Below are 21,025 nucleotides of genomic sequence, written 5' to 3'. Positions count from 1 at the left end.
CGATGAAAGAATCGATTATAACTAAGCTGGAAAGTCTGGCTGACCGTTACGAAGAACTGGCGGCCCTGTTGGGTGACGCCGGAGTTATCTCTGATCAGGATAAGTTTCGTGCTTACTCTATGGAGTATGCTGAGCTGGAACCTGTAGTGCAGTGCTTTCAGTCGTATCAGCAGGCGCAAGGCGATTTGGCAGAAGCTCAGCTGATGCTTGAAGACTCTGATCCTGATATGCGAGAGATGGCGAAAGATGAATTTTCAGAGGCGAAAGACAGTATCGCCACACTGGAACAGGATCTTCAGATTCTGCTGTTGCCGAAAGACCCGAATGATGGCCGGAACGTTTTCCTCGAAGTTCGCGCCGGAACCGGTGGTGACGAAGCCGCAATATTCTCCGGCGATCTGTTCCGCATGTATTCCCGTTACGCGGAAACCCAGGGCTGGAAAGTCGAGGTGGTCAGTGCTAATGACGGCGAGCATGGCGGTTACAAAGAGATTATTACGCGTATCGTGGGTAAAGACGTATATTCCCGCCTGAAGTTTGAGTCCGGAGCGCACCGGGTACAACGGGTGCCTGAAACTGAATCCCAGGGCCGTATCCATACTTCTGCCTGCACCGTTGCAGTCATGCCGGAGATGGACGAGGTCAACGATATAGAGATCAATAAGGGCGATCTGCGGGTCGATACCTTCCGTGCCTCGGGTGCCGGTGGTCAGCACGTCAACAAGACAGACTCGGCAATTCGCCTGACTCACATTCCGACGGGTGTCGTGGTTGAGTGTCAGGAAGAGCGCTCACAGCATAAAAATCGGGCGAAGGCGATGTCTCTGCTGGCATCGCGCCTACAGGCTGCCGAGCAGGAAAAGCACGCCGCAGAGCAGGCCAGTACGCGCAAGAGTCTGGTCGGTAGTGGCGATCGTTCAGAGCGGATTCGTACCTATAACTATCCTCAGGGGCGGGTGACCGATCACCGTATTAACCTGACTCTGTATAAGTTACAGGAAGTGATGGAAGGTGCGCTGGGTCAGGTAGTTGATCCAATGGTGAGTGAATATCAGGCCGAGCAATTGGGTGCTCTGGCGGATGATGGCTAGGCCCGGTTGCTGCGATTTCTATTATGAATATTACTCAGGCGCTGGCCTGTAGCAGTCAGCTGGAGCAGTCCAGCGAGAGTCCCCAGGCGGATATTGAACTGCTGCTGTGTCATGTCATCGAACGTTCCCGTACTTTTCTTTTTACTCGTCCGGAATATGAGCTTAGCTCGGCGCAGGCGCAACTGTTTGAACAGCTGCTGCAGCGCCGCCTTGCCGGCGAGCCGGTGGCTCACCTGACCGGCGTCCGCGGTTTCTGGACGCTGGACCTTGAAGTGACCCCAGCAACGCTGATTCCCCGACCCGATACTGAAGCATTGGTGGAAAAAGCGTTGGAACTATTGGCGCCAACCGCGGCCAGAGTATTAGATCTGGGTACTGGAACCGGCGCGATAGTCTTGGCGCTGGCGTCTGAATGTCCGGCCTGGAAGTTAGTCGGGGTGGATCGGGTGTCGCAAGCAGTGCAGCTGGCTGAGAAAAATCGTGTCCGCCTGCAATTGCATAATGTTGAAATTGTTGAAGGCAGCTGGTTTGAACCAGTCGCCGGAAAGTATGATCTTATAGTCAGCAATCCGCCTTATATTGATCCCGAAGACCCGCACCTGAAACAGGGTGATGTGCGCTACGAGCCTCTTAGTGCGCTGGTTGCAGAGGATAACGGGCTGGCAGATATACGCGCTATAGCCGGCGCTGCCCGTGGTTTTCTTAATCCGGGTGGTTGGTTGCTGTTTGAACATGGCTATGACCAGGCTGGTGCCGTGCGTGAATTATTATCCGGATTGGGTTACCAATCTGTTGACTCGGCTCAGGACCTGGCGGGCAATGATCGTATAACATGGGCTGCCTGGGGTAGCCCGGAAGCAGAGCCAAAGGTTGGAGATACATTCGTTGGAGATAGAACGTGCTGAATGATGAACAACTGCTGCGCTACAGTCGTCAGATAATGCTGCCTGAGGTGGAGATTGCCGGCCAGGAAGCCTGGCTGAATTCCCGGGTGCTGATTATCGGTGTCGGTGGTTTAGGCAGTCCGGTGGCGATGTACCTGGCGGCGGCGGGAGTTGGTACGCTGGTGCTGGTGGATGATGATCTGGTGGAGCTGACCAATTTGCAGCGGCAGATTGTGCATACCACGGATACTATCGGTCTGAGCAAAGTTGAATCGGCAAAGCAGGCTCTGGCGGCACTGAATCCGGATACTGAAATTGTTGCGATCCCTAAGCGGTTGAGTGATCAGGAACTGGCCGAACAGATAGCTGATGTGGATCTGGTACTGGACTGTACCGATAACTTCGGCACCCGATTTGCTGTAAATGAGGCCTGTGTTAAACATCGTAAACCGCTGGTTTCCGGTGCTGCTATCCGCCTCGAAGGGCAGGTTGCAGTATTCGATTCCCGGCAGGAAGATGCTCCCTGCTATCGCTGTCTTTATCGTGAAGGCAGTGATGAAAACCTGACCTGCTCTGAAAGCGGTGTCCTGGCGCCTTTAGTTGGCATCATTGGCTCAGTACAAGCGATGGAAGCGCTAAAAGTACTGGCTGAAGTGGGTGAACCACTGGTTGGTAAATTGTTGTTGCTCGATGGACGCTACATGGATTGGCGTTCCCTTAAACTGCGACGGGACCCAGAATGTCCATGTTGCGGTACAAAATAATAACTAAGCCTGGGATATATAGCTCAATGGAAACGATTCGAACCGTACTGGAAAGTAGTAAGACTATCGCAATGGTTGGCGCGAGTCCGAAGTCCCACCGTGCCAGTAATCAGGTAATGCATTTCCTGTTGTCTAAGGGGTATAACGTAATTCCTGTAAACCCGATGAAAACCGGAGAAACTATCCATGGCCGTGAGGTTGTGGCTTCCCTGACTGATATTAAAGTGCCGATCGATATGGTGGAAATTTTTCGTAACTCCGCCGAAGCCGGTGATGTAGTCGATGAGGCGATTCAGGTAAATGCTAAGGCCGTCTGGATGCAATTGGGTGTTATTAATGAGCCGGCAGCAGAGAAGGCTGAAGCGGCAGGCCTGAAAGTGGTGATGGATCGCTGCCCGGCGATTGAGATCCCTCGTCTCTGATTTCTCCTCCTTAAGCTGAGGGCGTCCGCTCTCAGCAATATTTTCTGTGGAACTCTCTTTTTCACTTCTTTTCGCGGTATATAGCTGTTTTTTCAAAGTCATTGGGCTGGCTCATTCCTGCTGGAACGATAGAATATCGGTTTTAAAATCTCAGGGTGAAGTGAAATGTCTATCGAACGTATGGAAACTGCTCAGCGCATGAGCCGGATCGTAATCCACAATGATACTGTTTACCTGTGTGGTCAGGTTGCTAAAGATGCTTCTGCCGGTATTAAAGAGCAGACTGCTACTATGTTGGATAAAGTGGATACATTGCTTGAGCAGGCTGGCAGTGATCGTAACAATATATTGTCTGCCACTGTTTATATTCGCGATATGAAAGATTTTGCTGGCATGAATGAGGTATGGGACAGCTGGGTGCCGGAAGGTTATGCCCCGGCTCGTGCTTGCGTTGAAGCCCGTATGGCTCGCCCTGAGCTGCTGGTTGAAGTGTCTGTTGTTGCAGCGGTGAAGAAGTAAGCCGGTTAGCTGGTATTGCAGAAGTGATGCTGGTTCAGCCCAGCATCATCTGCCTGATTCTCAGATCATCGGCGCAACGTTTTGCATAGCTGACGATCTCGTTGCTACACCAGTTGTCAGCAATTTCATGCGGTATTTCGGCACCCGAATTGATCATAAACTGCAACAGCGATTGTTGCTCTGTGGCGAGTGCCAGCAGTAGCAGAGAATGACCCTCCTGATTCACCTGATTCAGCTCCCCACCATACTCAACTAATCTGCTCAGATGCAGCATCAGGCTGGCTGCCGGGCAATACCTGAAACAGGCAAATTCAGCACTTGAGATTTCCAGCCCGGCAAACCGGGTAGGGCTGTTCTGTTGTAGTAATACTGTTAACAGGGCCAGGCTTTGCTTTTGTTGCAGGGCAAGATAGAGCAGTGGCTGATCAGAGCTGCGGTACTCTGTGCTGCAGCCGGACTGCAGCAGATGTTCCAGCGCTTTAGCTTGCTGGTTGACTATTGCCAGTTCTGCAGCTGAAATATAGCCGCCCTGATGCTCAAATAGTGGCGAATTCAGCTGCTCTGACTGGATCTTGCCAAGTTGCTTTTTGAGCAGGCTAAGATCGCCCTCTGCAATGGCAATGGCTGTTTTTTTCAGGGCTCTTTTTTTCAGAGCCGTATTGCTAAATAAATTCATCCTGCGTGGGCCTGTTGCGGTTTCCAGAATAGCTGGCGTAAGGGTTTAATCGCCAGGAATAGCAATGTCACTGCGGCGATCCATTTCAGTGTAAGAAATACACCGTTATGGTGGGACAGTGTTTGTCCCAGATTGATCGCTTCACTACTCAGCAGGGCATCCGTAGCCAGTCCCAGAGCTATTGCGCAAATGCTGATGCCGGCGAGGTAGAGGGCAACGGCACGCACTCCCAGTTCTCGACTGAGAATACCTATAGAGGCTATATTGGTGGCCGGGCCGACCAATAGGAATACCAGTATGGCGCCTGGCGACATGCCTGCGGCAAGGAGGGCTGCAGCCAGGGGAGTTGAAGCCGTTGCGCAGATGTAGAGTGGCAGGCCAACCAATAGCATCAGTAGCATTGCTGAGAAACCGCTGCCCCACTGGCTCAGGCTGGCGGGTTCGATCAGGGTGGCAATGATCGCTGCCAGTATCAGGCCGAAAGCCAGCCATTTTGAAATATCGTCCAGAATATCAATGATAGCGAACTGCAGGCCGGCGATGATGCCAGGTTTCTGTGCTTCTTTATTGTCGCCTGAACAACAGCCCGACTGAGTGTCTGACTCAGGCTTACTGCAGCTGTTCGAGGTGGTTTCAGCTTTAGTTTTGCTACAACAGCTACTTATTGGCTGATTATCTTTGCCGCTGGTTTCAGTGCTTTCCCGATCCAGAAAAAGTACCATTAAACCGCTGACAATCGCGCTGATTATGGCTGAAATGGGGCGAATAATCGCCATCGTCGGGCCTAATAAAGCGTAGGTGACTGAGATTGAATCGACCCCGGTTTCCGGCGTTGAAACCAGGAATGATACAGTGGCAGGTTTTGATGCGCCGGAGCGGCGCAGGCCGATCGCGGTTGGCAGAACGCCGCAAGAGCAGAGTGGTAGTGGCGCGCCGATAAATGCTGCGCGGATTACTGACCCTATCCCCCGGCCGCTCAGCCATCTTTCAATTAATGAATCAGGTATCCAGCCTTTTAGCACGGCCGCTATCGCAAGGCCTAGCAGGAGCCAGATTGCTGTATCCAGAAACAGCTCCAGCAGATGATTGAGAAATTCAAGAAACATTACAAGGTCCGCTCAGATCAGATACTTCTGATTTTATCAGCAAAGCTAAGGAAGCGGAAAAGTGTCTGGTTATATTGATCAGATAATATTCCAGATTCTTAACAGGTAAATTCCGCTGCTCAATGACAGGACTGAGCCCAATGTAGTGGTAAGAACTATATTAGCGGCCAACTGGGCGTTGCCCTGCATCGCTTTTGCCATGATGAAGCTGGCTGCTGCCGTAGGACAGCCGAACAGAACAAACAGAATACCGAGATCCTGGCCCTGGAAGCCATAAAGCCAGGCGCCGCCAGTCAGAACCAGAGGCATGATAATCAATTTGATTAAGGTAGCCCAGCCGGACTCGCCAGAGGTGTCGCGCAGGCTCTTCAGGTTGAGCGAGCCGCCGATCGCAAGCAGGGCGAGTGGCAGGGTCAGATCAGCAAAGTAGGTGCCTATTTTATTGCCGATGATCGGCAATCCCCAGCCAAAGTAGGAGAAAGGCAGGGCCAGTAATACAGCTATGATTAAGGGGTTTCGGGCGATCTCGATCAGAGGACGGGACAAGCTGGGGCCGGTTTGTTGCTGCATTGGGAGCGACAGGGCCAGTACCGAGAGCACGTTGTATAAGGGGATGACACAGGCCAGTAGCAAGGAAGCCTGAGCGAGCCCGCTTTCGCCAAACATATTGAAGCTGACTGCGAGGCCGACAATGCCGTAGTTACCCCGGAACGAGCCCTGAATGAATACCCCGAGGTCTTCAGGACGGTGGATCAAGCGCTTACTGATCTGCCAGAGCAGAGTGAAAGTGATCAGGGTGCCGCCGATGAAATAGCCCAACAACACCGGATTAAACACGGCCTGGAAGTTCATCCGTGAAATGCTCATGAATACCAGTGCGGGTAGAGTGATAGTGAATACGAGTTTTGAGGCGGTGGCCACAAAGGCCTGATCAATTACTCTGAGTCTTTGCAGCAGGTAGCCGAGGAATACGATGAAGAAGATCGGTGCGACGATATTGCTGGTGAAGAGCAGGGTTTCGAAATATAGATCCAAGGCGCGGCCAATGATTGTGTTAAGGGAGTTTGTGCGCAACTCCCTGAAAAGGATGGCTATCTTAGCATCCTTTTACCGCGGCGACAGTGGCACTATCGGGTAGTGCATAGTCGGTGAAGGTCAGCGATGGAGTTTTGGGTAGTCAAGCCGTTCCAACGTGCCACAGGATTCCGCCAACTCCTCCCAGGCAGTGATGCTGAGGGGAATCTGCATTACTCCGCAGGTTGGAAACTTGGCTATGGCTTCATGGGTAAGGTAATAGCCAACCAGCTCCAGAGTTGGGTTGTGGCCGACCACCATAATGTGGCGGTAGTGGTCGGACTGGCCCTGCAGCAGGTTGATCAGGGTTTCCTGCCGGGCGTGGCAAAGCTCAGGAGCTTCAATGATTTTTTCTGTCGGATAATCGAGAGTTTTGGCGATCTGCTCTGCTGTAGTGAGAGCTCTCAGAGCGCCACTGCTCAGTATCAGGTCGGGAAATATTTCATATTGCAGTAATCGCTCTGCCATAAGTGGCAGGTCTCGTTTACCGCGATTGTTCAATGGTCTGTCGAAATCTGAGAGCTGCGTATCTTCCCAGCTGGACTTTGCATGCCTTACCAAGGTGAGCTGTTTCATCGGGGCCGTCCTCTGACATCTATAGAACCAGTATCAGACAGCCACCCGATAAAGCCAAATTTTATTTTAAATTATCCTGCTATACGACACTGCAGTTGCCCCGCCTCAGGTTGTTCTTCAATTCTGATTATCGGAAGTTATCCTGCAATACGGCACCGCAGTTGCTCAGCTTCCCGTTGTTCCTGAATACGGGTGATCAGCAATTGTCCCAAGACTTTGCGCATGTGTCCTTAATGTAAAAAAATCCTGCAATACGGCATTGCAGTTGCTCAACATCCCTTTGTTCCTGAATGCAGGCGATCAGCAATTATCCCAAGACCTCGCGTATGTGCTCAGTCTTTAATCTGAAAACTATCCTGCAATACGGCACCGAAGTTGCTCAGCTTCCCTTTGTTCCTGAATGCGGGTTACCAGCTGCCCCCAAACTTTACGCATATGTCCTATCGGCATGCTGCCTGAATGCTGCAGGTGCATACTGCCCTCATTGAACAGGCGTGGATCCATCGATATCAGGTCATCATCTATAAGTGGTTTGAAATCCATCTGATCGAGGATGTCCTGTTGCAGGCGGATACCTGGTGCTATCTCTGTCAGCTTCAGTCCTTTGTCGGTAAGTACAAATACCGCCCGTTCAGTAATGAAGGTAACCCGCTGTTGTTGCTGCATCGCGTAGCGGCCGTTAAACGTTATCTGCTGAACCTGCTTAAGGAATTTTTTGACCGGACCGTTCTTAATTACTCTGAGCTCGCCATCAACAATATCAATTTGCTGTGGTCCGGAAGTAAATGTGCCCAGGAAATACAGGTCCTGAGTGTTCTGGGTAATATTGATAAAGCCACCGGCGCCGGCCAGCTTATTGCCGAAGCGGCTGACATTGACGTGACCTTCCGGGCAGGTTTCTGCGAGGCCGAGAAAAGCCTGGTCTAGTCCGCCACCGTCATAAAAGTCGAACTGAGCTGGCTGGTCAATGATGGCTTCTGCATTACTCACAGCACCAAAGCTCAGGCCGCTGGCAGGCTGGCCGCCGATGCCACCGGGTTCGACTGTCAGGGTGAAGTCATCCTGTATGTTTTCCTCTTCGGCCACGGCCGATATCATCTCAGGCATGCCTATGCCCAGGTTTATCACGGCGCCTTTGCTTAATTCCTGCAGAGCTCTGCGGCCGATTATTTTGCGAATGCTCAATGGCTCAGCTGCTTTTTTACCGTTTACGATTACATCGCCACAGTAGGCCGGGTTAAACGGCTCAGCAAACGTTTGAGGATGGTCCAGCGGATCAGCCACTACTATATGATCGACCAGAATGCCGGGGATCTTAATACGGTCAGGAGTCAGCTGGTGCTGATCAGTAATGCGTTCCACCTGCACTATGACAATGCCGCCGCTGTTATGTGTTGCTTGTGCGATTGCCAGTGATTCTAAGGGTAGGGCCTCCCGTTCCATTGAGATATTGCCCTGGCTATCTGCGGTAGTGCCTCTTAGCAAGGCAACATCGATAGGAAATGCTTTGTAAAACAGGTATTCGTGACCATTGATCTCCATCAATTCAACCAGATCCTTCTCTGTACGGCTGTTGATCTTACCACCGTCATAGCGCGGATCGACAAACGTGTGCAGGCCGACCTTGGTCAGGGTGCCCGGTTTGCCAGCGGCGATATCCCGGAATAGATGACAGATAACGCCCTGGGGCAGGTTATAGGCATCGATTTTGTTATCTGTTGCCAGTTTACCTAAGCCCGGGGCCAGCCCCCAGTGACCGCCTACCACTTTAGCGACCATGCCTTCGTGATTAAAATGGTTCAGTCCACGGGTCTGGGCATCGCCTTGCCCTGCGGCGTAAACCAGTGCCAGGTTCGCGGGTCTTTGCTGCTCCAGAAAGCGCTGTTCGATCGCTTTTGCCACGCCTTCGGCAAAACCAATGCCGATAAAGCCTCCGGTTGCGAGCGTGGCGCGGTCTGGAATCATTCGGGCTGCTTCCTGTGCACTGATAACCTTGGCCATGGTTGAACCTCTTATATTTTTTATGGTGGTATCAGTTATACAGAGCAAAGCCTAGGCCAGAAAGAATAACTATATATTTATCAATGTGTTATCAGTTTTCTTAGAATAATTTAGATGCTTAATGTCTAATTAGTTAGACGGTTTGTCTTGAAGGGTGTTTAGTTAATTAGACGTTTTGTGTTTTTTTAGGCGGTTGTACAGTGTCGCTCTGGAGATGCCAAGATATTCTGCCGTGCGGGTTTTGTTAAATTGGCAGTGTTGCAGGGCTTGCTGCAGGGCAGAAGCTTCTGCCTGATACAGACTATTGCTGAGAACAGGCCTGAATCCTTCCGATTCGGCAGCAGGAGAAGGAGCAGTGGGAGCGGGCGAAATAGTATCTTCAGCCCCCAAATCTATAGGTCGGATCTGCTGGCTTTCGGCCATAACACAGGCCCGTTCCAGACGGTTATGCAGCTCTCTTACGTTACCCGGCCAGCTATAGTGGCTTAGCCACTTGATCGCAGAGTCGCTTAGTTGCAGTGCCGGAAGGTTTGCGTCTTGCTGAATCATATTTAGCAAGTGCTGGCTCAACGCCGGAATATCGGTTAAGCGCTGTCGCAGGGGGGGGAGCTTGATTGGCAACACATTCAGTCGGTAGTAGAGATCGGCGCGGAACTGGTTTTGTTCAACCAGTTCTTTCAGGTCTTTTGAGGTTGCCGCGATAACCCTGACATCGACCTTCTCCAGTCGGTTAGAACCGAGGGCTTCTACCTCTCTTTCCTGCAGTATTCGAAGTAGTTTGGCCTGGATTGCCGGTGAAATATCGGCAATTTCATCCAGAAACAGAGTGCCGCCACTGGCCAGTTGAACTTTGCCCTGACGACCTTGCCGGTTAGCTCCGGTGAATGCGCCAGGGGCCGAGCCAAACAGTTCTGATTCAACCAGTGCCTCTGGCAGCGCTGCCATATTGATTCCGACGAATGGCCCAGAACGTCTTGGTGAGGCGTTGTGAATGCCCTGGGCCAGAAGCTCTTTACCGGTGCCTGTTTCACCGAGCAGCAGTATCGTCGTATCAAGTTGCGCCGCTCTTATGGCTTGTCTTTTTACCTGTGTTATCAGTGGCGAATCGCCGATCAGGTCTTCCAGGGCATACTTGCTGGAGCGGATCAGATTCTCGGAAACCAGCTGTTTTCTCAGTCTGGCGAACTTTGCAAATAATGGTTGCAGGCTGTCCAGATCATCATAGAAAATAAAGCCGATGGCGCCGAAGACCTTACCGTCAGTGTCTTTCAATGGCAAGCGGGTCACCGCACACCATTGGTCATTTATCTGCATCAGATCGAGAAAGTTCGGCTGGCCTGTTTGTACCACTCGATTCAGCTGGGTCGAGGGCAATATATCTTCTACTAACTCTCCCGTGACGCAGAGCTCTTGAGGCAGTTGAAGAAAGTTGCGGTACTGCTCGCTTATCCAGACGATACGGCAGTTTTGGTCGATAGCAATGGAGCCCTGGCACAGACTTGAAAGCAGCGCTAGCAGGTTGTCACCGTCGTGACCTGAGAGAAGGGTTTCCAGCTGAGTCATCGGTTGTTGTTTCTGCTGTAAGTTTTAATTCAAAGTATCCGAAGTGTGCCAGAATTAAGGCCTGATGGCAGCAGTTGTTAAAAGAACAGTTAAAGATCTGTTATATAGTTGGTTGTAACATTGGCGGTGGATAAGCTGTCTTTGGTAGGAACAGGAGATATAAATTTCAGGCGTAAAAAAACCGGGTAGGTGGAATACCAACCCGTTTTATTGAATAAACAACAGGTAAATCAGGCTACCTGCTGTTTCTGAGCAAAAGCGACAAGTTCCCAGCGATGGGGAACACTTGCCAGCCCTACCTGGGCATCACAATCGCTACACTGATACAGTGTGTTGTTGTGGATGTGGTTTATTTCAGTCAGTCCGTTATGCAGGCTGATCGCCTGTGTCTCCAGAAGTGCTCGGCACTGTGGGCATAGACATTCCATTCGTTTGTTCCTCAATACTCTTTCAAGATTCCAGCTTCTTGAGCCGACTTTCCATATTGGCTTTGACTTAGTCTAGATTATATTTTAAACAAGTCGAACCTGATTGGAGACATTCCTTTGTCTCCTATGTGCGACAGATTTTATCATACAATGTTGCTTGAATGGAAATTTGATCTATGTCACTGTTTTTAAAACGATAAAAAGTGTTACTAATGATCTGTGTCAGCGGTCTGTATGGCTGTTTGTGGCTAAAAAAGTCGAAAAAAAAGCCAATCGTGAGATTGGCTTTTTTGGTTAAAGCGGGTCAGTTATCGGCTGAAATCAGCCTCCGAGATAGGCCTGACGAACTGATTCGTCGGTTAGCAGGTTGGCACCGGTATCGGTTTTAATTACCCGACCATTTTCCAGTACATAGCCCCGATCGGCGATACGCAGAGCCTGGTTGGCATTTTGCTCCACCAGAAAGATTGTCACGCCTTCATCCCGCAGTTTCTGGATAATATCGAAAATCTGCTGAATGATGATTGGCGCCAGACCCAGCGAGGGCTCGTCCAGCAGAAGTAAGCGAGGCTTGCTCATCAGGGCACGGCCAATCGCCAGCATTTGCTGTTCACCGCCGGACATCGTACCTGCACGTTGCTTATAGCGCTCTTCCAGGCGAGGAAACAGCTCTAGCACGTGTGCTGCAGTTTTTTGAGCCTCTTCCTTACTGCGGAAGTAAGATCCCATAAACAGGTTTTCTTCGACGGTCATACCGCTGAATACACGACGACCTTCCGGCACAATGGCCAGGCCTTTACGCATAATGTCAGGTGTGTTCAGCTTATTTATTGCTTCGCCATCGAAGGTTACCGTACCGGATGACGCCTGCGGATCACCACAGATAGTCATCATCAGCGTGGTTTTACCGGCACCATTAGCACCGATAAGGGTGACGATCTCACCCTCCTCGATATTAACTGAAACGTCGTGTAACGCCTGAATCGGACCGTAATGGGTGTTTACATTATTAATCTGCAGCATCTTATTCCTCCCCGAGATAGGCTTTGATAACGTCAGGGTTGTTCTTGATCTCATCTGGAGTGCCATTGGCCAGAGGGGTGCCCTGGGCAATAACGTAGATGTGATCAGAGATACCCATTACCAGGCTCATATCATGCTCGATCAGCAGCACAGAAATTTCATGCTCATCACGTAGCTTGATAATCAGCTCATCAAGTTCCTTGGTCTCGTTAGGGTTGAGGCCTGCGGCAGGCTCATCCAGCATCAGTAGTTCTGGCTGGGTTACCATGCAGCGGGCGATCTCCAGACGGCGCTGTTGACCGTATGAAAGGTTCCCGGCTTCACGGTTAGCAAACTCCAGCAGATCAACTTCTTCCAGCCAATGTATGGCGTGGTTCATCGCATCCTTTTCCAGTCGGCGATAGTTCGGGGTCTTGAACAGGCCGGAAAAAAGGTTGGTGTTGAGGTGGCGATGCTGAGCTACCAGCATGTTCTCGATCACCGTCATTTTTTGAAACAGGCGTACGTGCTGGAAAGTACGTACCAGTCCCTTACGGGATATCTGGTAGTCCTTCAGGCCGGCGATCTGCTCATTTTTGAGCATTACGCTGCCTTCGGTCGGAATGTAGAACCCGGACAGGCAGTTGAATACGGTGGTTTTACCCGCACCATTTGGGCCGATAACAGAAACGATCTGGCGATTTTTAACCTTCAGGTTTACACCATTTACCGCCACCAGTCCGCCAAAGCGCATGGTCAGGCCGTTTACATCAAGCAGTAACTGACTCATTGTTTCAACTCCAGCTGCGGGCGTTTCGTCGGTACCAGACCTTCAGGGCGCCAGCGCATCATCAATACCATCAACAGTCCGAATAGCAACATCCGGTATTCTGAAAATTCACGGGCAACTTCCGGCAGGATAGTCATCACAATCGCGGCCAGGATGATACCGACCTGCGAGCCCATGCCACCCAGTACGACAATGGCCAGAATAATCGCGGATTCAATAAAGATGAACGATTCAGGGCTGATAAAGCCCTGGCGAGCGGAGAAGAATGCACCGGCAAAACCTGCAGTCGAGGCACCCAGTGTAAATGCTGACAGTTTGATTGCGGTACGGTTCAGGCCCAGAGAGCGACAGGCGATCTCATCTTCCCGCAGTGCTTCCCAGGCACGTCCAATCGGCATCCGCATCAGGCGGTTTATTACGTAGATTACGAAACAAACCAGCAGTACTGCGATCAGGTAAAGGAAGATAACCTTATAGGAACTCGAGTAATCCAGATTGAAATAATCATGGAAGGTTACCGCGTCCTCACCGCCTTTGGCTTTTCGGGTGAACTCCAGACCGAATAGTGTTGGCTTAGCGATACCGGAAATACCACTCGGGCCACCGGTCAGGTTAGTCCAGTTATTCAGCAGGATTCGGATAATCTCACCAAAGCCCAGGGTTACGATCGCCAGATAATCACCGCGCAGTCGTAAAACAGGAAAGCCCAGCAGGAAACCGAACAGTGCGGCCATACCGGCTGAAATTGGCAGGCAGACCCAGAATGACAAACCGAAATATTGCGACAGCAGCGCGTAGGTGTATGCACCAACCGCATAGAAAGCCACAAAACCCAGATCCAGCAGGCCAGCCAGACCCACAACAATATTCAGACCCAGCCCCAGCATAATGTAGATCAGAGTCAGTGTTGCCAGATCAACAGAGCCCCGGGATACCATGAACGGCCAGATTATCATGATGACAATCAGGCCGGCGAGCAGCCATGGCTTCAGGGTGGCCATTTTCTTCTCTTCAGGCAGCATGGTGCTGATCGAAGGCTTTGGGATCTTGCCGAACAGCGTATCAATCTGAGTGGTAAACAACTGCGACAGAAAGACCAGGGCGATACCGCCGCCGATCCAGGCCCACTGTGCCGCTGTTGCACCTTTTACTGCAAGTTGGGTGCCTGATGTATCGAGCTTAACGCCGATCATCAGGCAAGCCAGAATCAGTGTGATACCAGCAGCGAAGATAGCGTTGTAAAACTTATTAGTCGTCATACCTTTTCTATCTCCGGCTTACCAAGGAGTCCACTCGGACGGAACAACAGAATGGTTATTAACAGACCGAATGCGACCACGTCTTTATATTCCGATGGGAAGAACGCGGCAGTCATTGCCTCGGTAACACCTAAAACCAGTCCGCCTAATACGGCGCCAGGGATTGAACCGATGCCACCAAGTACTGCAGCAGTGAAGGCTTTCAGGCCGGCAATAAAACCAACAAACGGATTGACCACACCGTAGTAAAGACCCAGCAACAGGCCTGCGATTGCTGCCAGAGCTGCACCGATAATAAAGGTCAGGGCGATAACTTTGTTGGTATTGATGCCCAGCAGGTTGGTCATGCCCAGATCTTCAGCGCAGGCGCGGCAAGCGCGACCCATACGGGATTTGGAAATGAAAAGTGTCAAAGCCGTCATGGTGATGAAGGTAACAGCGAAGATAATGATCTGCATATAAGAGACCGTTACTTCAAAGTCAGCTGGGTCACCGAAGGCCCAGCCTCCTGTGATCATCGGCGGCAGGGCAACATCGCGGAAGCCCTGAGAGATGCCTACCGAGTTTTGCAGGAAGATCGACATGCCTATAGCAGAGATCAGCGGGATCAACCGGTTTGAACCACGCAGAGGGCGATAAGCTACGCGCTCCACAGCCCAACCGTATGTGCTGGCAATGAACATTGCTATAACCAGCGCAATAATCAGGATGATTGGCAGGCTCACCATTCCCATGCTCACCAGGCCTGCGATAACAATAAATGTTACGTAGGAGCCGATCATATAGATCTCGCCGTGGGCAAAGTTAATCATGCCGATGATACCGTAGACCATGGTATAGCCGATGGCGATCAGGGCATAGGTGGAGCCGATGGTGAGCCCGTTTATGAGCTGTTGCAACAGATAGAGTGAGAATTCTGACATTTGCAGGGACCATATAAAACGAAACCCCGGCGCCGGATCACGGCGCTAGGGTATCGGGATCAGATAGACCCGGCGGTTGAGCCGGGCATAGCTAATCAATTGTTATTATTGAGGATTACTGTGCAGGAGACTTGCCGCCATCCTTGTGCAGACGGTAAACCAGGAAAGTAGACTCAGTCAGGTCACCCTTCTCGTCGTATTTCACTTTACCGATAGCCGTTTCAACACCGTTGGCACGGATGTGCGCAGCCAGCTTTTCAGTATCAGTTGACTTGGTCGCAGTCATTGCGTTAGTCATAACTTCAACTGCTGCGTAAGCGGTGAATACGAAAGGACCAGTTGGATCTTCACCCTTGGCCTTGATCGCTTCTACACGTGCCTGGTTCACAGCGTTCTGATCGAAGCTCTTAGGCGCAGTCGCCAGAACACCTTCAGTTGCTTCACCGGCGATTTTAGCCAGGTCGGCGTTAACGATACCTTCAGGTCCCATAAACTGAGCGCCAAAACCTTTTTCAGCTGACTGACGCAGGATCAGACCCAGCTCAGGGTGGTAACCACCGTAGTAAACGAAGTCTACGTCCTGCTTCTTCAGCTTAGCGATCAGAGCAGAGAAGTCTTTGTCACCTGAGGTTACGCCTTCAAACATAACCGCTTTGATGCCGTTCTCGGCCAGCTGGTCACGAACTGCAGTCGCCAGGCCTTCACCGTACTGCTGCTTATCGTGGATAACCGCAACGCGTGCAGGCTTGGCAGTATCAATAATGTATTGAGCAGCCATGCTGCCCTGCAAGCTATCCAGACCGATGGTACGGAATACCATCTGGTGACCTTTCTCAGTGATAGACGGAGAAGTAGAAGCTGCGGTGATCATCAGAACGCCTTCTTCTTCATAGATGTCAGATGCCGGCTCAGTAGAAGAGGAGCACAGGTGGCCGACCACGTGGCTAACACCGTCGTTAACAATTTTGTTTGCTACAGCAACAGCCTGTTTTGGATCACAAGCGTCATCATAAACGATGCCTTCAAGCTGCATGCCGTTGATGCCGCCTGCCTTGTTGATATCTTCAATCGCAGCCATAACACCGATCTTCTGCATATCGCCGTACTGAGCAACAGGACCGGTAGCAGGTCCTGCCAGACCGATTTTCAGCGTATCAGCTTGCGCTGCAGCGGTCATACCCATAATACAAACAGCGGTGCTCAGACCCAGCAATGTTTTGCGGAATTGGTTCATCGAGATGATCTCCATTTATTGTTCTTTTTGCGGAGGAGCCCTTGTGAGGCATTTCAGCCCTCCGTCGCAGTGGCTAACTCTACATGCGGGAAAGCACTAATTGCAAACCCCGCAGAGTTTTTTTCTGGAATTTTATTGATCTGGAAAACTTTCTCTTCTCAGACTGGTGGAAAGTGTTATGAAACTTGCCAGTATTTGTTATTGAGTCCGCTAGCGGATTTGTTGATTATCTTCAGACTCCTGGGGGAATCTTAATTAGTCATTGTATAGTGGTGATTAGAGAGGAACCGGATTCCGAATAATGATAATAACTGGAACATTATGGAAAGTTGTCACTGGCTGCGAAGTGTTACCGCAGCGTTTATTATTTCCCTGCTCACTTTGACGGCGCATGCCGTCTCGGCGGAGGATCGTCTGTCTATCGAACCTGTGCTGAGTAGCCGGGCCCAGCAAAGTCTGCTGCTTGATATTACCCGTTCTGATAGTCGGCTGGTCGCGGTCGGCGATCAGGGAACTGTTTTGTTATCTGATGATGAAGGTGGCAGCTGGAAGCAGGTGACGGTTCCGGTCAGTGTGATGCTCACCGGGGTCACCTTTTCAACGCCGCAGAATAGCTGGATAGTCGGTCATGATGGTCTGCTGGCACGGTCGCAAGATGCCGGTCAAAGCTGGCAGCGGGTGATGGATGGCACACGGATTAACCAGTTACGACTTGCCAGTTCACAGCAAAACTATGCCCGGCTTGAGCAGCGTGTTGCAGCTCAACCAGACAATGACGCGCTGCTCGAACAGCTGGATGAGCTGAGCTATAGCCTGGAGGATGCAGAGATTGCAGTTGAAGAAGGCCCGACCACGCCTCTGCTGGATATATGGTTCCGTGATTCTCAACTAGGTTTTGCCCTGGGTGGTTACGGCTTGTTACTGAAAACCAGTGATGGTGGTGATAGCTGGCAGTATTGGGGTGACCGTTTGCCAAATCCGGATGGCTTTCATCTTAACAGCATGACTGAAGATCATCTTGGGCGGATCTATATCGCCGGTGAAGCGGGATTGTTGTTACGATCCGATGATGGTGGTGATAGCTGGGTCGCTCTGGATGTCCCTTATGATGGCTCCTTCTTTGCGCTGACTGAATATCGTAACCAACTCTATCTTACCGGCTTGCGGGGCAATCTGTTTGTCTCCTCCGATGGTGAGAGCTGGCATTCGCAGGATACCGGGTATAGCACAACCTTTAATGGTGCAGTGAGTTCCGCGGATGAGTTGTTGCTGATAGGACATGGCGGGCGTCTGCTGAGTTCAGCTAAGGGGGATCTTTTTGAGGTCATTGAAAGCGGAGGTCGGCGTTCGTTCAGTGCCGGGATTGATGTTGCAGACGGCTGGCTGCTGGTCGGTGAAGGCGGTGTTCAGAAAGTGGTAGTAAAGCAGGGTGATGATAATGGGTAAATTATTTAATCAGCTGCTGGCTCCGGTCAGAGGTTCAGAAGAGTTTGCAGAACGTTTGCTGTTTCATAAGCGTCTGCTGGTATTACTGATATTTGCGCTACTGACTCTGCTGCTGGGCTGGCAGGCTTCTCAGATCAGGCCTGATGCCAGCTTTGTTAAAATGATACCAACTTCGCATCCCTATGTTGCGAATTATCTGAAAAACCGCGATGACTTGTCGGGATTGGGTAATAGTCTGCGGGTAGCCGTGGCAGTGCGTGAGGGAGATATATTCACTGCCGGGTACCAGCAAACTTTGCAGCAGATTACCGATGAGCTTTTCTTCATTCCCGGCGTCGATCGTTCGGCGCTGAAGTCTATATGGACGCCGAATGTGCGCTGGACCGAAGTCACCGAAGAGGGCTTTGTCGGTGGTCCAGTGATTCCGCCGGAGTATGACGGTTCTGCGGAAAGTCTGGAACAGGTTAAAACTAATATCCTGCGTTCCGGTCAGGTCGGATTGCTGGTGGCGAACGATTTCCGCTCCGCGATTGTTCAGGTGCCGCTGTTTGATAAGCATCCGGATACCGGCGAGAAGCTTAATTACCAGGAGCTTTCAGAGCAGCTGGAAACTCTGGTACGCAGTAAATACCAGAATGACAATATCAGTATCCACATCACCGGATTTGCCAAAATTGTCGGGGACCTGATCGACGGTGCCAGTCAGGTTGCAATCTTCTTTGCGATTGCGATGCTGATCACGCTGGTGCTGCTGTTTCTTTATTCCGGCAGTATTGCCGGGTCTTTAGTGCCATTGGGTTGTTCTGTTATTGCTGTGGTCTGGCAACTGGGCATATTGAAAACCCTGGGCTATGGCCTCGATCCGTACTCAATGCTGGTACCGTTCCTGGTCTTTGCCATCGCGGTGAGCCATGGTGTGCAAATTGTAAATACGATTGGTCAGGAGAGCGCCAAAGGTGCTGACAACTGGCTGGCTGCGCGCCGGGCGTTTCGTGCCTTGTATATTCCCGGGCTGATCGCGTTGCTGTCCGATGGTATAGGTTTTATTACGCTGATGGTTATCGAGATTCAGGTGATTCAGGATCTGGCCGCCGCCGCGTCGATCGGTGTTGCGGTAATTATCCTGACTAACCTGTTTCTGCTGCCGGTGATTATGTCATTTGTCGGTATCGGTAAAAAGGCGACTGCAAGAGCAGAGCGGGCAGCAGCAACGCAAAACTCTCGTTGGCAGTTGCTGACAGTGTTTGCCCGTCCGGCAGGTGCTAAAGCGGCAATTGTGGTCGCTTTGGGGTTGTTGGTAATGGGATTATATCAGTCACAGCAGTTGCAGATTGGTGACCTTGATAGTGGCGCTCCAGAGTTGCACCCCGATTCCCGCTACAATCTGGATAACCGCTTTATAACGGATAATTACTCTACCTCGAGTGATATTTTTGTGGTGATGGTACGGACTGGCGCTGAGCAGTGTTCAAGCTTTGAGACATTGTCCCTGGTGGATCGTTTCCAGTATTACCTGACCAATGTGCCTGGAGTGCAATCCAGCGTTTCGCTGGTGGATGTGTCTAAGCGAGTGACCGCAGGCCTGAACGAAGGCAATCTGAAATGGCGCACGATCAGTCGTAATCAACTAGTGATCAATGCTTCCCTGTCTTATGTTCCAGCGGGGTTGATGAACCCGGCCTGTTCTCTGCTGCCAGTGATTATCTTCTTAGATGATCATAAGGCGGACACTTTGTTGCAGCTGACCGCTGCAATCGGTTCATTCACTGAGCAGTATGGCAGTGATCAGGTCAGTTTTGAGATGGCGGCCGGTAATTCCGGCTTTGAAGCAGCGACCAATGATGTGATCGGCACTGCGCAATACAAAATGCTGGCCTGGGTGTACGGCGTGGTTGGTTTGCTCTGTTTGCTGACATTCCGCTCGGTAAAAATTCTTATCTGTATCATCGCGCCTCTGGCACTGACATCGATTCTTTGCCAGGCGTTAATGGCGTCGTTGGGTATCGGTGTAAAAGTTGCCACCCTGCCTGTGATTGCGCTGGGCGTAGGTATCGGCGTTGATTACGGTATCTATATTTATTCTAAGCTCAATACCTATCTGGTGCAGGGCGAACCATTGGTCGATGCTTATCTGAAAACACTGCGTACCACGGGTAAATCGGTGGCGTTTACCGGCCTGACGCTGGCGATAGGCGTTATCCTGTGGCTGTTTTCACCGATTAAATTCCAGGCTGATATGGGAATTCTGCTGACCTTTATGTTCTTGTGGAATATGTTGGGAGCACTGATTCTTCTGCCGGCACTGGCTTGCATACTCAAGTGTGAGTCGCAGATTGTTGTTACTAAATCACAGACTAAAGATTGCAACCGGGAGGCCGAAAATGCCGTTCAATAAGCAGATGCTGGTGGTGATTGATCCGCAGGACCGGGAATACCTGTCGCTGCACAGGGGGCAGCTTATAGCCCTGCGTTTGCAGTGTGCGATTAAGGTGCTTTGGCTCGGGGACGATGAGGCTTTACCCGCCCAGCTGGTCACGCAGTTGGAAGCCGAAGGTATTAGTGCCAGTTACCAGTGCTGCCCGGAAAAGGATCTGATTAATACTCTGAAACAGCTCTGGCAGACGGAAGGTTTTGGATTGCTGGTTAAAAGCTGTGATCCGCGTCAGCACAGCTTTCGCACTTCCCGGGATGCCCGGATTCTGCGTGAGTTACCTTGCCCGGTATTGCTGGTTAAGCATGATAACAGCTGGCACAACAGTACTGTTGTCGCCGCTGCAGACCCGTTCAGTGATGACTCGGAGCGGCAGCTATTGAACCAGGGGGTGTTAACCCTTGCCAGTGAAATTGCGCAACAGGTTAGCGGACAGCTACATGTTGCAGTGGCGTGTCCATCGGCGATGCTGGCGGGTGATCCTGAACTGCAATCAGAAGAGCTGATTCAGCAAAATGCCAGAAAGCAGATGGAGGTGTTGCTGGCATTACAGAATCTGTCTGCGGCGGATATTAATGTCGGTGAAGGTCCGCCTGAGCATTGGGTGCCGCAGGTAGCTAATCAACATCAGGCGGCGCTGGTGGTAATTGGTACACAGGCACGTCATGGTTTAAAAGGGGCGCTAATTGGTAATACCGCAGAGCGTATATTGCACCGGTTGGATGCCGATGTGTTGGTACTCAGAAAAGATGCATCCGATCAGGTAGTACCGGTCGTCCAGAACGCGCAATAATTTCTTCCTTGCTGTTTATTGAAAGCCCGCTATGCGGGCTTTT

At 51.1% G+C, this 21,025-nt stretch carries 20 protein-coding genes; 8 read left to right on the top strand and 12 right to left on the bottom strand.

Annotated elements, in window-relative coordinates; all coding sequences use genetic code 11:
* Nucleotides 1–2 precede the first annotated feature (2 nt).
* The 5 genes from prfA (at nucleotide 3) to ACQUQM_RS16325 (ending at nucleotide 3,680) form a co-directional block, all read left to right on the top strand.
* Nucleotides 3–1,091: a peptide chain release factor 1 gene (gene prfA / locus ACQUQM_RS16345; protein WP_432470946.1), complete on the top strand. Its 1,089-nt coding sequence runs from the start codon at nucleotides 3–5 to the stop codon at nucleotides 1,089–1,091.
* 23 nt (nucleotides 1,092–1,114) lie between these two features.
* On the top strand, nucleotides 1,115–1,996 hold the full coding sequence (prmC, locus tag ACQUQM_RS16340) for a peptide chain release factor N(5)-glutamine methyltransferase (protein WP_432470945.1): 882 nt from the start codon (nucleotides 1,115–1,117) through the stop codon (nucleotides 1,994–1,996).
* Entirely contained in the window at nucleotides 1,990–2,739 is a 750-nt protein-coding gene (locus tag ACQUQM_RS16335) for a HesA/MoeB/ThiF family protein (protein ID WP_432470944.1), read from the top strand. The genes prmC and ACQUQM_RS16335 overlap by 7 nt, the downstream gene beginning before the upstream one ends.
* A gap of 26 nt (nucleotides 2,740–2,765) precedes the next feature.
* Nucleotides 2,766–3,161, top strand: a complete 396-nt coding sequence (locus ACQUQM_RS16330; RefSeq protein ID WP_432470943.1) for a CoA-binding protein — start codon at nucleotides 2,766–2,768, stop codon at nucleotides 3,159–3,161.
* 165 nt (nucleotides 3,162–3,326) lie between these two features.
* Nucleotides 3,327–3,680 carry a RidA family protein gene (locus tag ACQUQM_RS16325; RefSeq protein WP_432470942.1) on the top strand — a complete coding sequence of 118 codons (354 nt, stop codon included), beginning with the start codon at nucleotides 3,327–3,329 and terminating at the stop codon, nucleotides 3,678–3,680.
* 34 nt (nucleotides 3,681–3,714) lie between these two features.
* On the opposite strand, the gene ACQUQM_RS16320 is transcribed toward ACQUQM_RS16325, so the two are convergent.
* The 12 genes from ACQUQM_RS16320 to ACQUQM_RS16265 all read right to left on the bottom strand — a co-directional run bounded on the left by ACQUQM_RS16320 (nucleotide 3,715) and on the right by ACQUQM_RS16265 (nucleotide 16,312).
* The gene (locus tag ACQUQM_RS16320; protein WP_432470941.1) at nucleotides 3,715–4,356 is read right to left on the bottom strand and encodes a hypothetical protein; all 642 of its coding nucleotides are present in this window, start codon (nucleotides 4,354–4,356) and stop codon (nucleotides 3,715–3,717) included.
* On the bottom strand, nucleotides 4,353–5,462 hold the full coding sequence (locus ACQUQM_RS16315) for an SO_0444 family Cu/Zn efflux transporter (protein WP_432470940.1): 1,110 nt from the start codon (nucleotides 5,460–5,462) through the stop codon (nucleotides 4,353–4,355). The genes ACQUQM_RS16320 and ACQUQM_RS16315 overlap by 4 nt, the downstream gene beginning before the upstream one ends.
* Before the next feature lie 78 nt (nucleotides 5,463–5,540).
* Nucleotides 5,541–6,497 carry an AEC family transporter gene (locus ACQUQM_RS16310; protein ID WP_432470939.1) on the bottom strand — a complete coding sequence of 319 codons (957 nt, stop codon included), beginning with the start codon at nucleotides 6,495–6,497 and terminating at the stop codon, nucleotides 5,541–5,543.
* 120 nt (nucleotides 6,498–6,617) lie between these two features.
* A complete protein-coding gene (locus ACQUQM_RS16305) occupies nucleotides 6,618–7,112 on the bottom strand; it encodes a SixA phosphatase family protein (RefSeq protein WP_432470938.1) in 495 nt (164 codons plus the stop codon).
* A 351-nt stretch (nucleotides 7,113–7,463) separates the two neighbouring features.
* Nucleotides 7,464–9,113, bottom strand: coding sequence for an acyl CoA:acetate/3-ketoacid CoA transferase (locus tag ACQUQM_RS16300; protein WP_432470937.1), 1,650 nt, complete (start codon nucleotides 9,111–9,113; stop codon nucleotides 7,464–7,466).
* A 162-nt stretch (nucleotides 9,114–9,275) separates the two neighbouring features.
* Entirely contained in the window at nucleotides 9,276–10,676 is a 1,401-nt protein-coding gene (locus ACQUQM_RS16295) for a sigma-54 interaction domain-containing protein (protein WP_432470936.1), read from the bottom strand.
* A gap of 230 nt (nucleotides 10,677–10,906) precedes the next feature.
* Nucleotides 10,907–11,104 carry a hypothetical protein gene (locus ACQUQM_RS16290; RefSeq protein WP_432470935.1) on the bottom strand — a complete coding sequence of 66 codons (198 nt, stop codon included), beginning with the start codon at nucleotides 11,102–11,104 and terminating at the stop codon, nucleotides 10,907–10,909.
* A 321-nt stretch (nucleotides 11,105–11,425) separates the two neighbouring features.
* Nucleotides 11,426–12,127, bottom strand: coding sequence for an ABC transporter ATP-binding protein (locus tag ACQUQM_RS16285; RefSeq protein ID WP_432470934.1), 702 nt, complete (start codon nucleotides 12,125–12,127; stop codon nucleotides 11,426–11,428).
* A gap of 1 nt (nucleotide 12,128) precedes the next feature.
* Complete coding sequence (gene livG, locus ACQUQM_RS16280; protein ID WP_432470933.1) at nucleotides 12,129–12,896, bottom strand: high-affinity branched-chain amino acid ABC transporter ATP-binding protein LivG; 768 nt, start codon at nucleotides 12,894–12,896, stop codon at nucleotides 12,129–12,131.
* Nucleotides 12,893–14,155, bottom strand: a complete 1,263-nt coding sequence (locus ACQUQM_RS16275; RefSeq protein WP_432470932.1) for a high-affinity branched-chain amino acid ABC transporter permease LivM — start codon at nucleotides 14,153–14,155, stop codon at nucleotides 12,893–12,895. The genes livG and ACQUQM_RS16275 overlap by 4 nt, the downstream gene beginning before the upstream one ends.
* Nucleotides 14,152–15,078, bottom strand: a complete 927-nt coding sequence (livH, locus tag ACQUQM_RS16270) for a high-affinity branched-chain amino acid ABC transporter permease LivH (RefSeq protein ID WP_432470931.1) — start codon at nucleotides 15,076–15,078, stop codon at nucleotides 14,152–14,154. Before livH ends, ACQUQM_RS16275 begins: the two co-directional genes overlap by 4 nt.
* Nucleotides 15,079–15,193: 115 nt before the next feature.
* On the bottom strand, nucleotides 15,194–16,312 hold the full coding sequence (locus tag ACQUQM_RS16265; protein ID WP_432470930.1) for a high-affinity branched-chain amino acid ABC transporter substrate-binding protein: 1,119 nt from the start codon (nucleotides 16,310–16,312) through the stop codon (nucleotides 15,194–15,196).
* Between the two features lie 321 nt (nucleotides 16,313–16,633).
* Here ACQUQM_RS16265 and ACQUQM_RS16260 point away from each other — a divergent pair, with 321 nt between their 5' ends.
* Genes ACQUQM_RS16260 through ACQUQM_RS16250 form a run of 3 tightly spaced genes read left to right on the top strand, consistent with a single transcriptional unit; the run spans nucleotide 16,634 to nucleotide 20,982 of the window.
* Nucleotides 16,634–17,758, top strand: a complete 1,125-nt coding sequence (locus ACQUQM_RS16260; protein ID WP_432470929.1) for a WD40/YVTN/BNR-like repeat-containing protein — start codon at nucleotides 16,634–16,636, stop codon at nucleotides 17,756–17,758.
* Complete coding sequence (locus ACQUQM_RS16255) at nucleotides 17,751–20,153, top strand: efflux RND transporter permease subunit (RefSeq protein ID WP_432470928.1); 2,403 nt, start codon at nucleotides 17,751–17,753, stop codon at nucleotides 20,151–20,153. Before ACQUQM_RS16260 ends, ACQUQM_RS16255 begins: the two co-directional genes overlap by 8 nt.
* Nucleotides 20,140–20,982, top strand: a complete 843-nt coding sequence (locus ACQUQM_RS16250) for a universal stress protein (RefSeq protein ID WP_432470927.1) — start codon at nucleotides 20,140–20,142, stop codon at nucleotides 20,980–20,982. Before ACQUQM_RS16255 ends, ACQUQM_RS16250 begins: the two co-directional genes overlap by 14 nt.
* The last annotated feature ends 43 nt before the right edge of the window (nucleotides 20,983–21,025 follow it).

It is taken from the genome of Amphritea sp. HPY (assembly GCF_050870985.1).
Lineage (GTDB): Bacteria > Pseudomonadota > Gammaproteobacteria > Pseudomonadales > Balneatricaceae > Amphritea.
The sequence above is the reverse complement of the archived record's forward strand: the minus strand, read 5'-3'. Positions and strand labels throughout refer to the sequence as shown.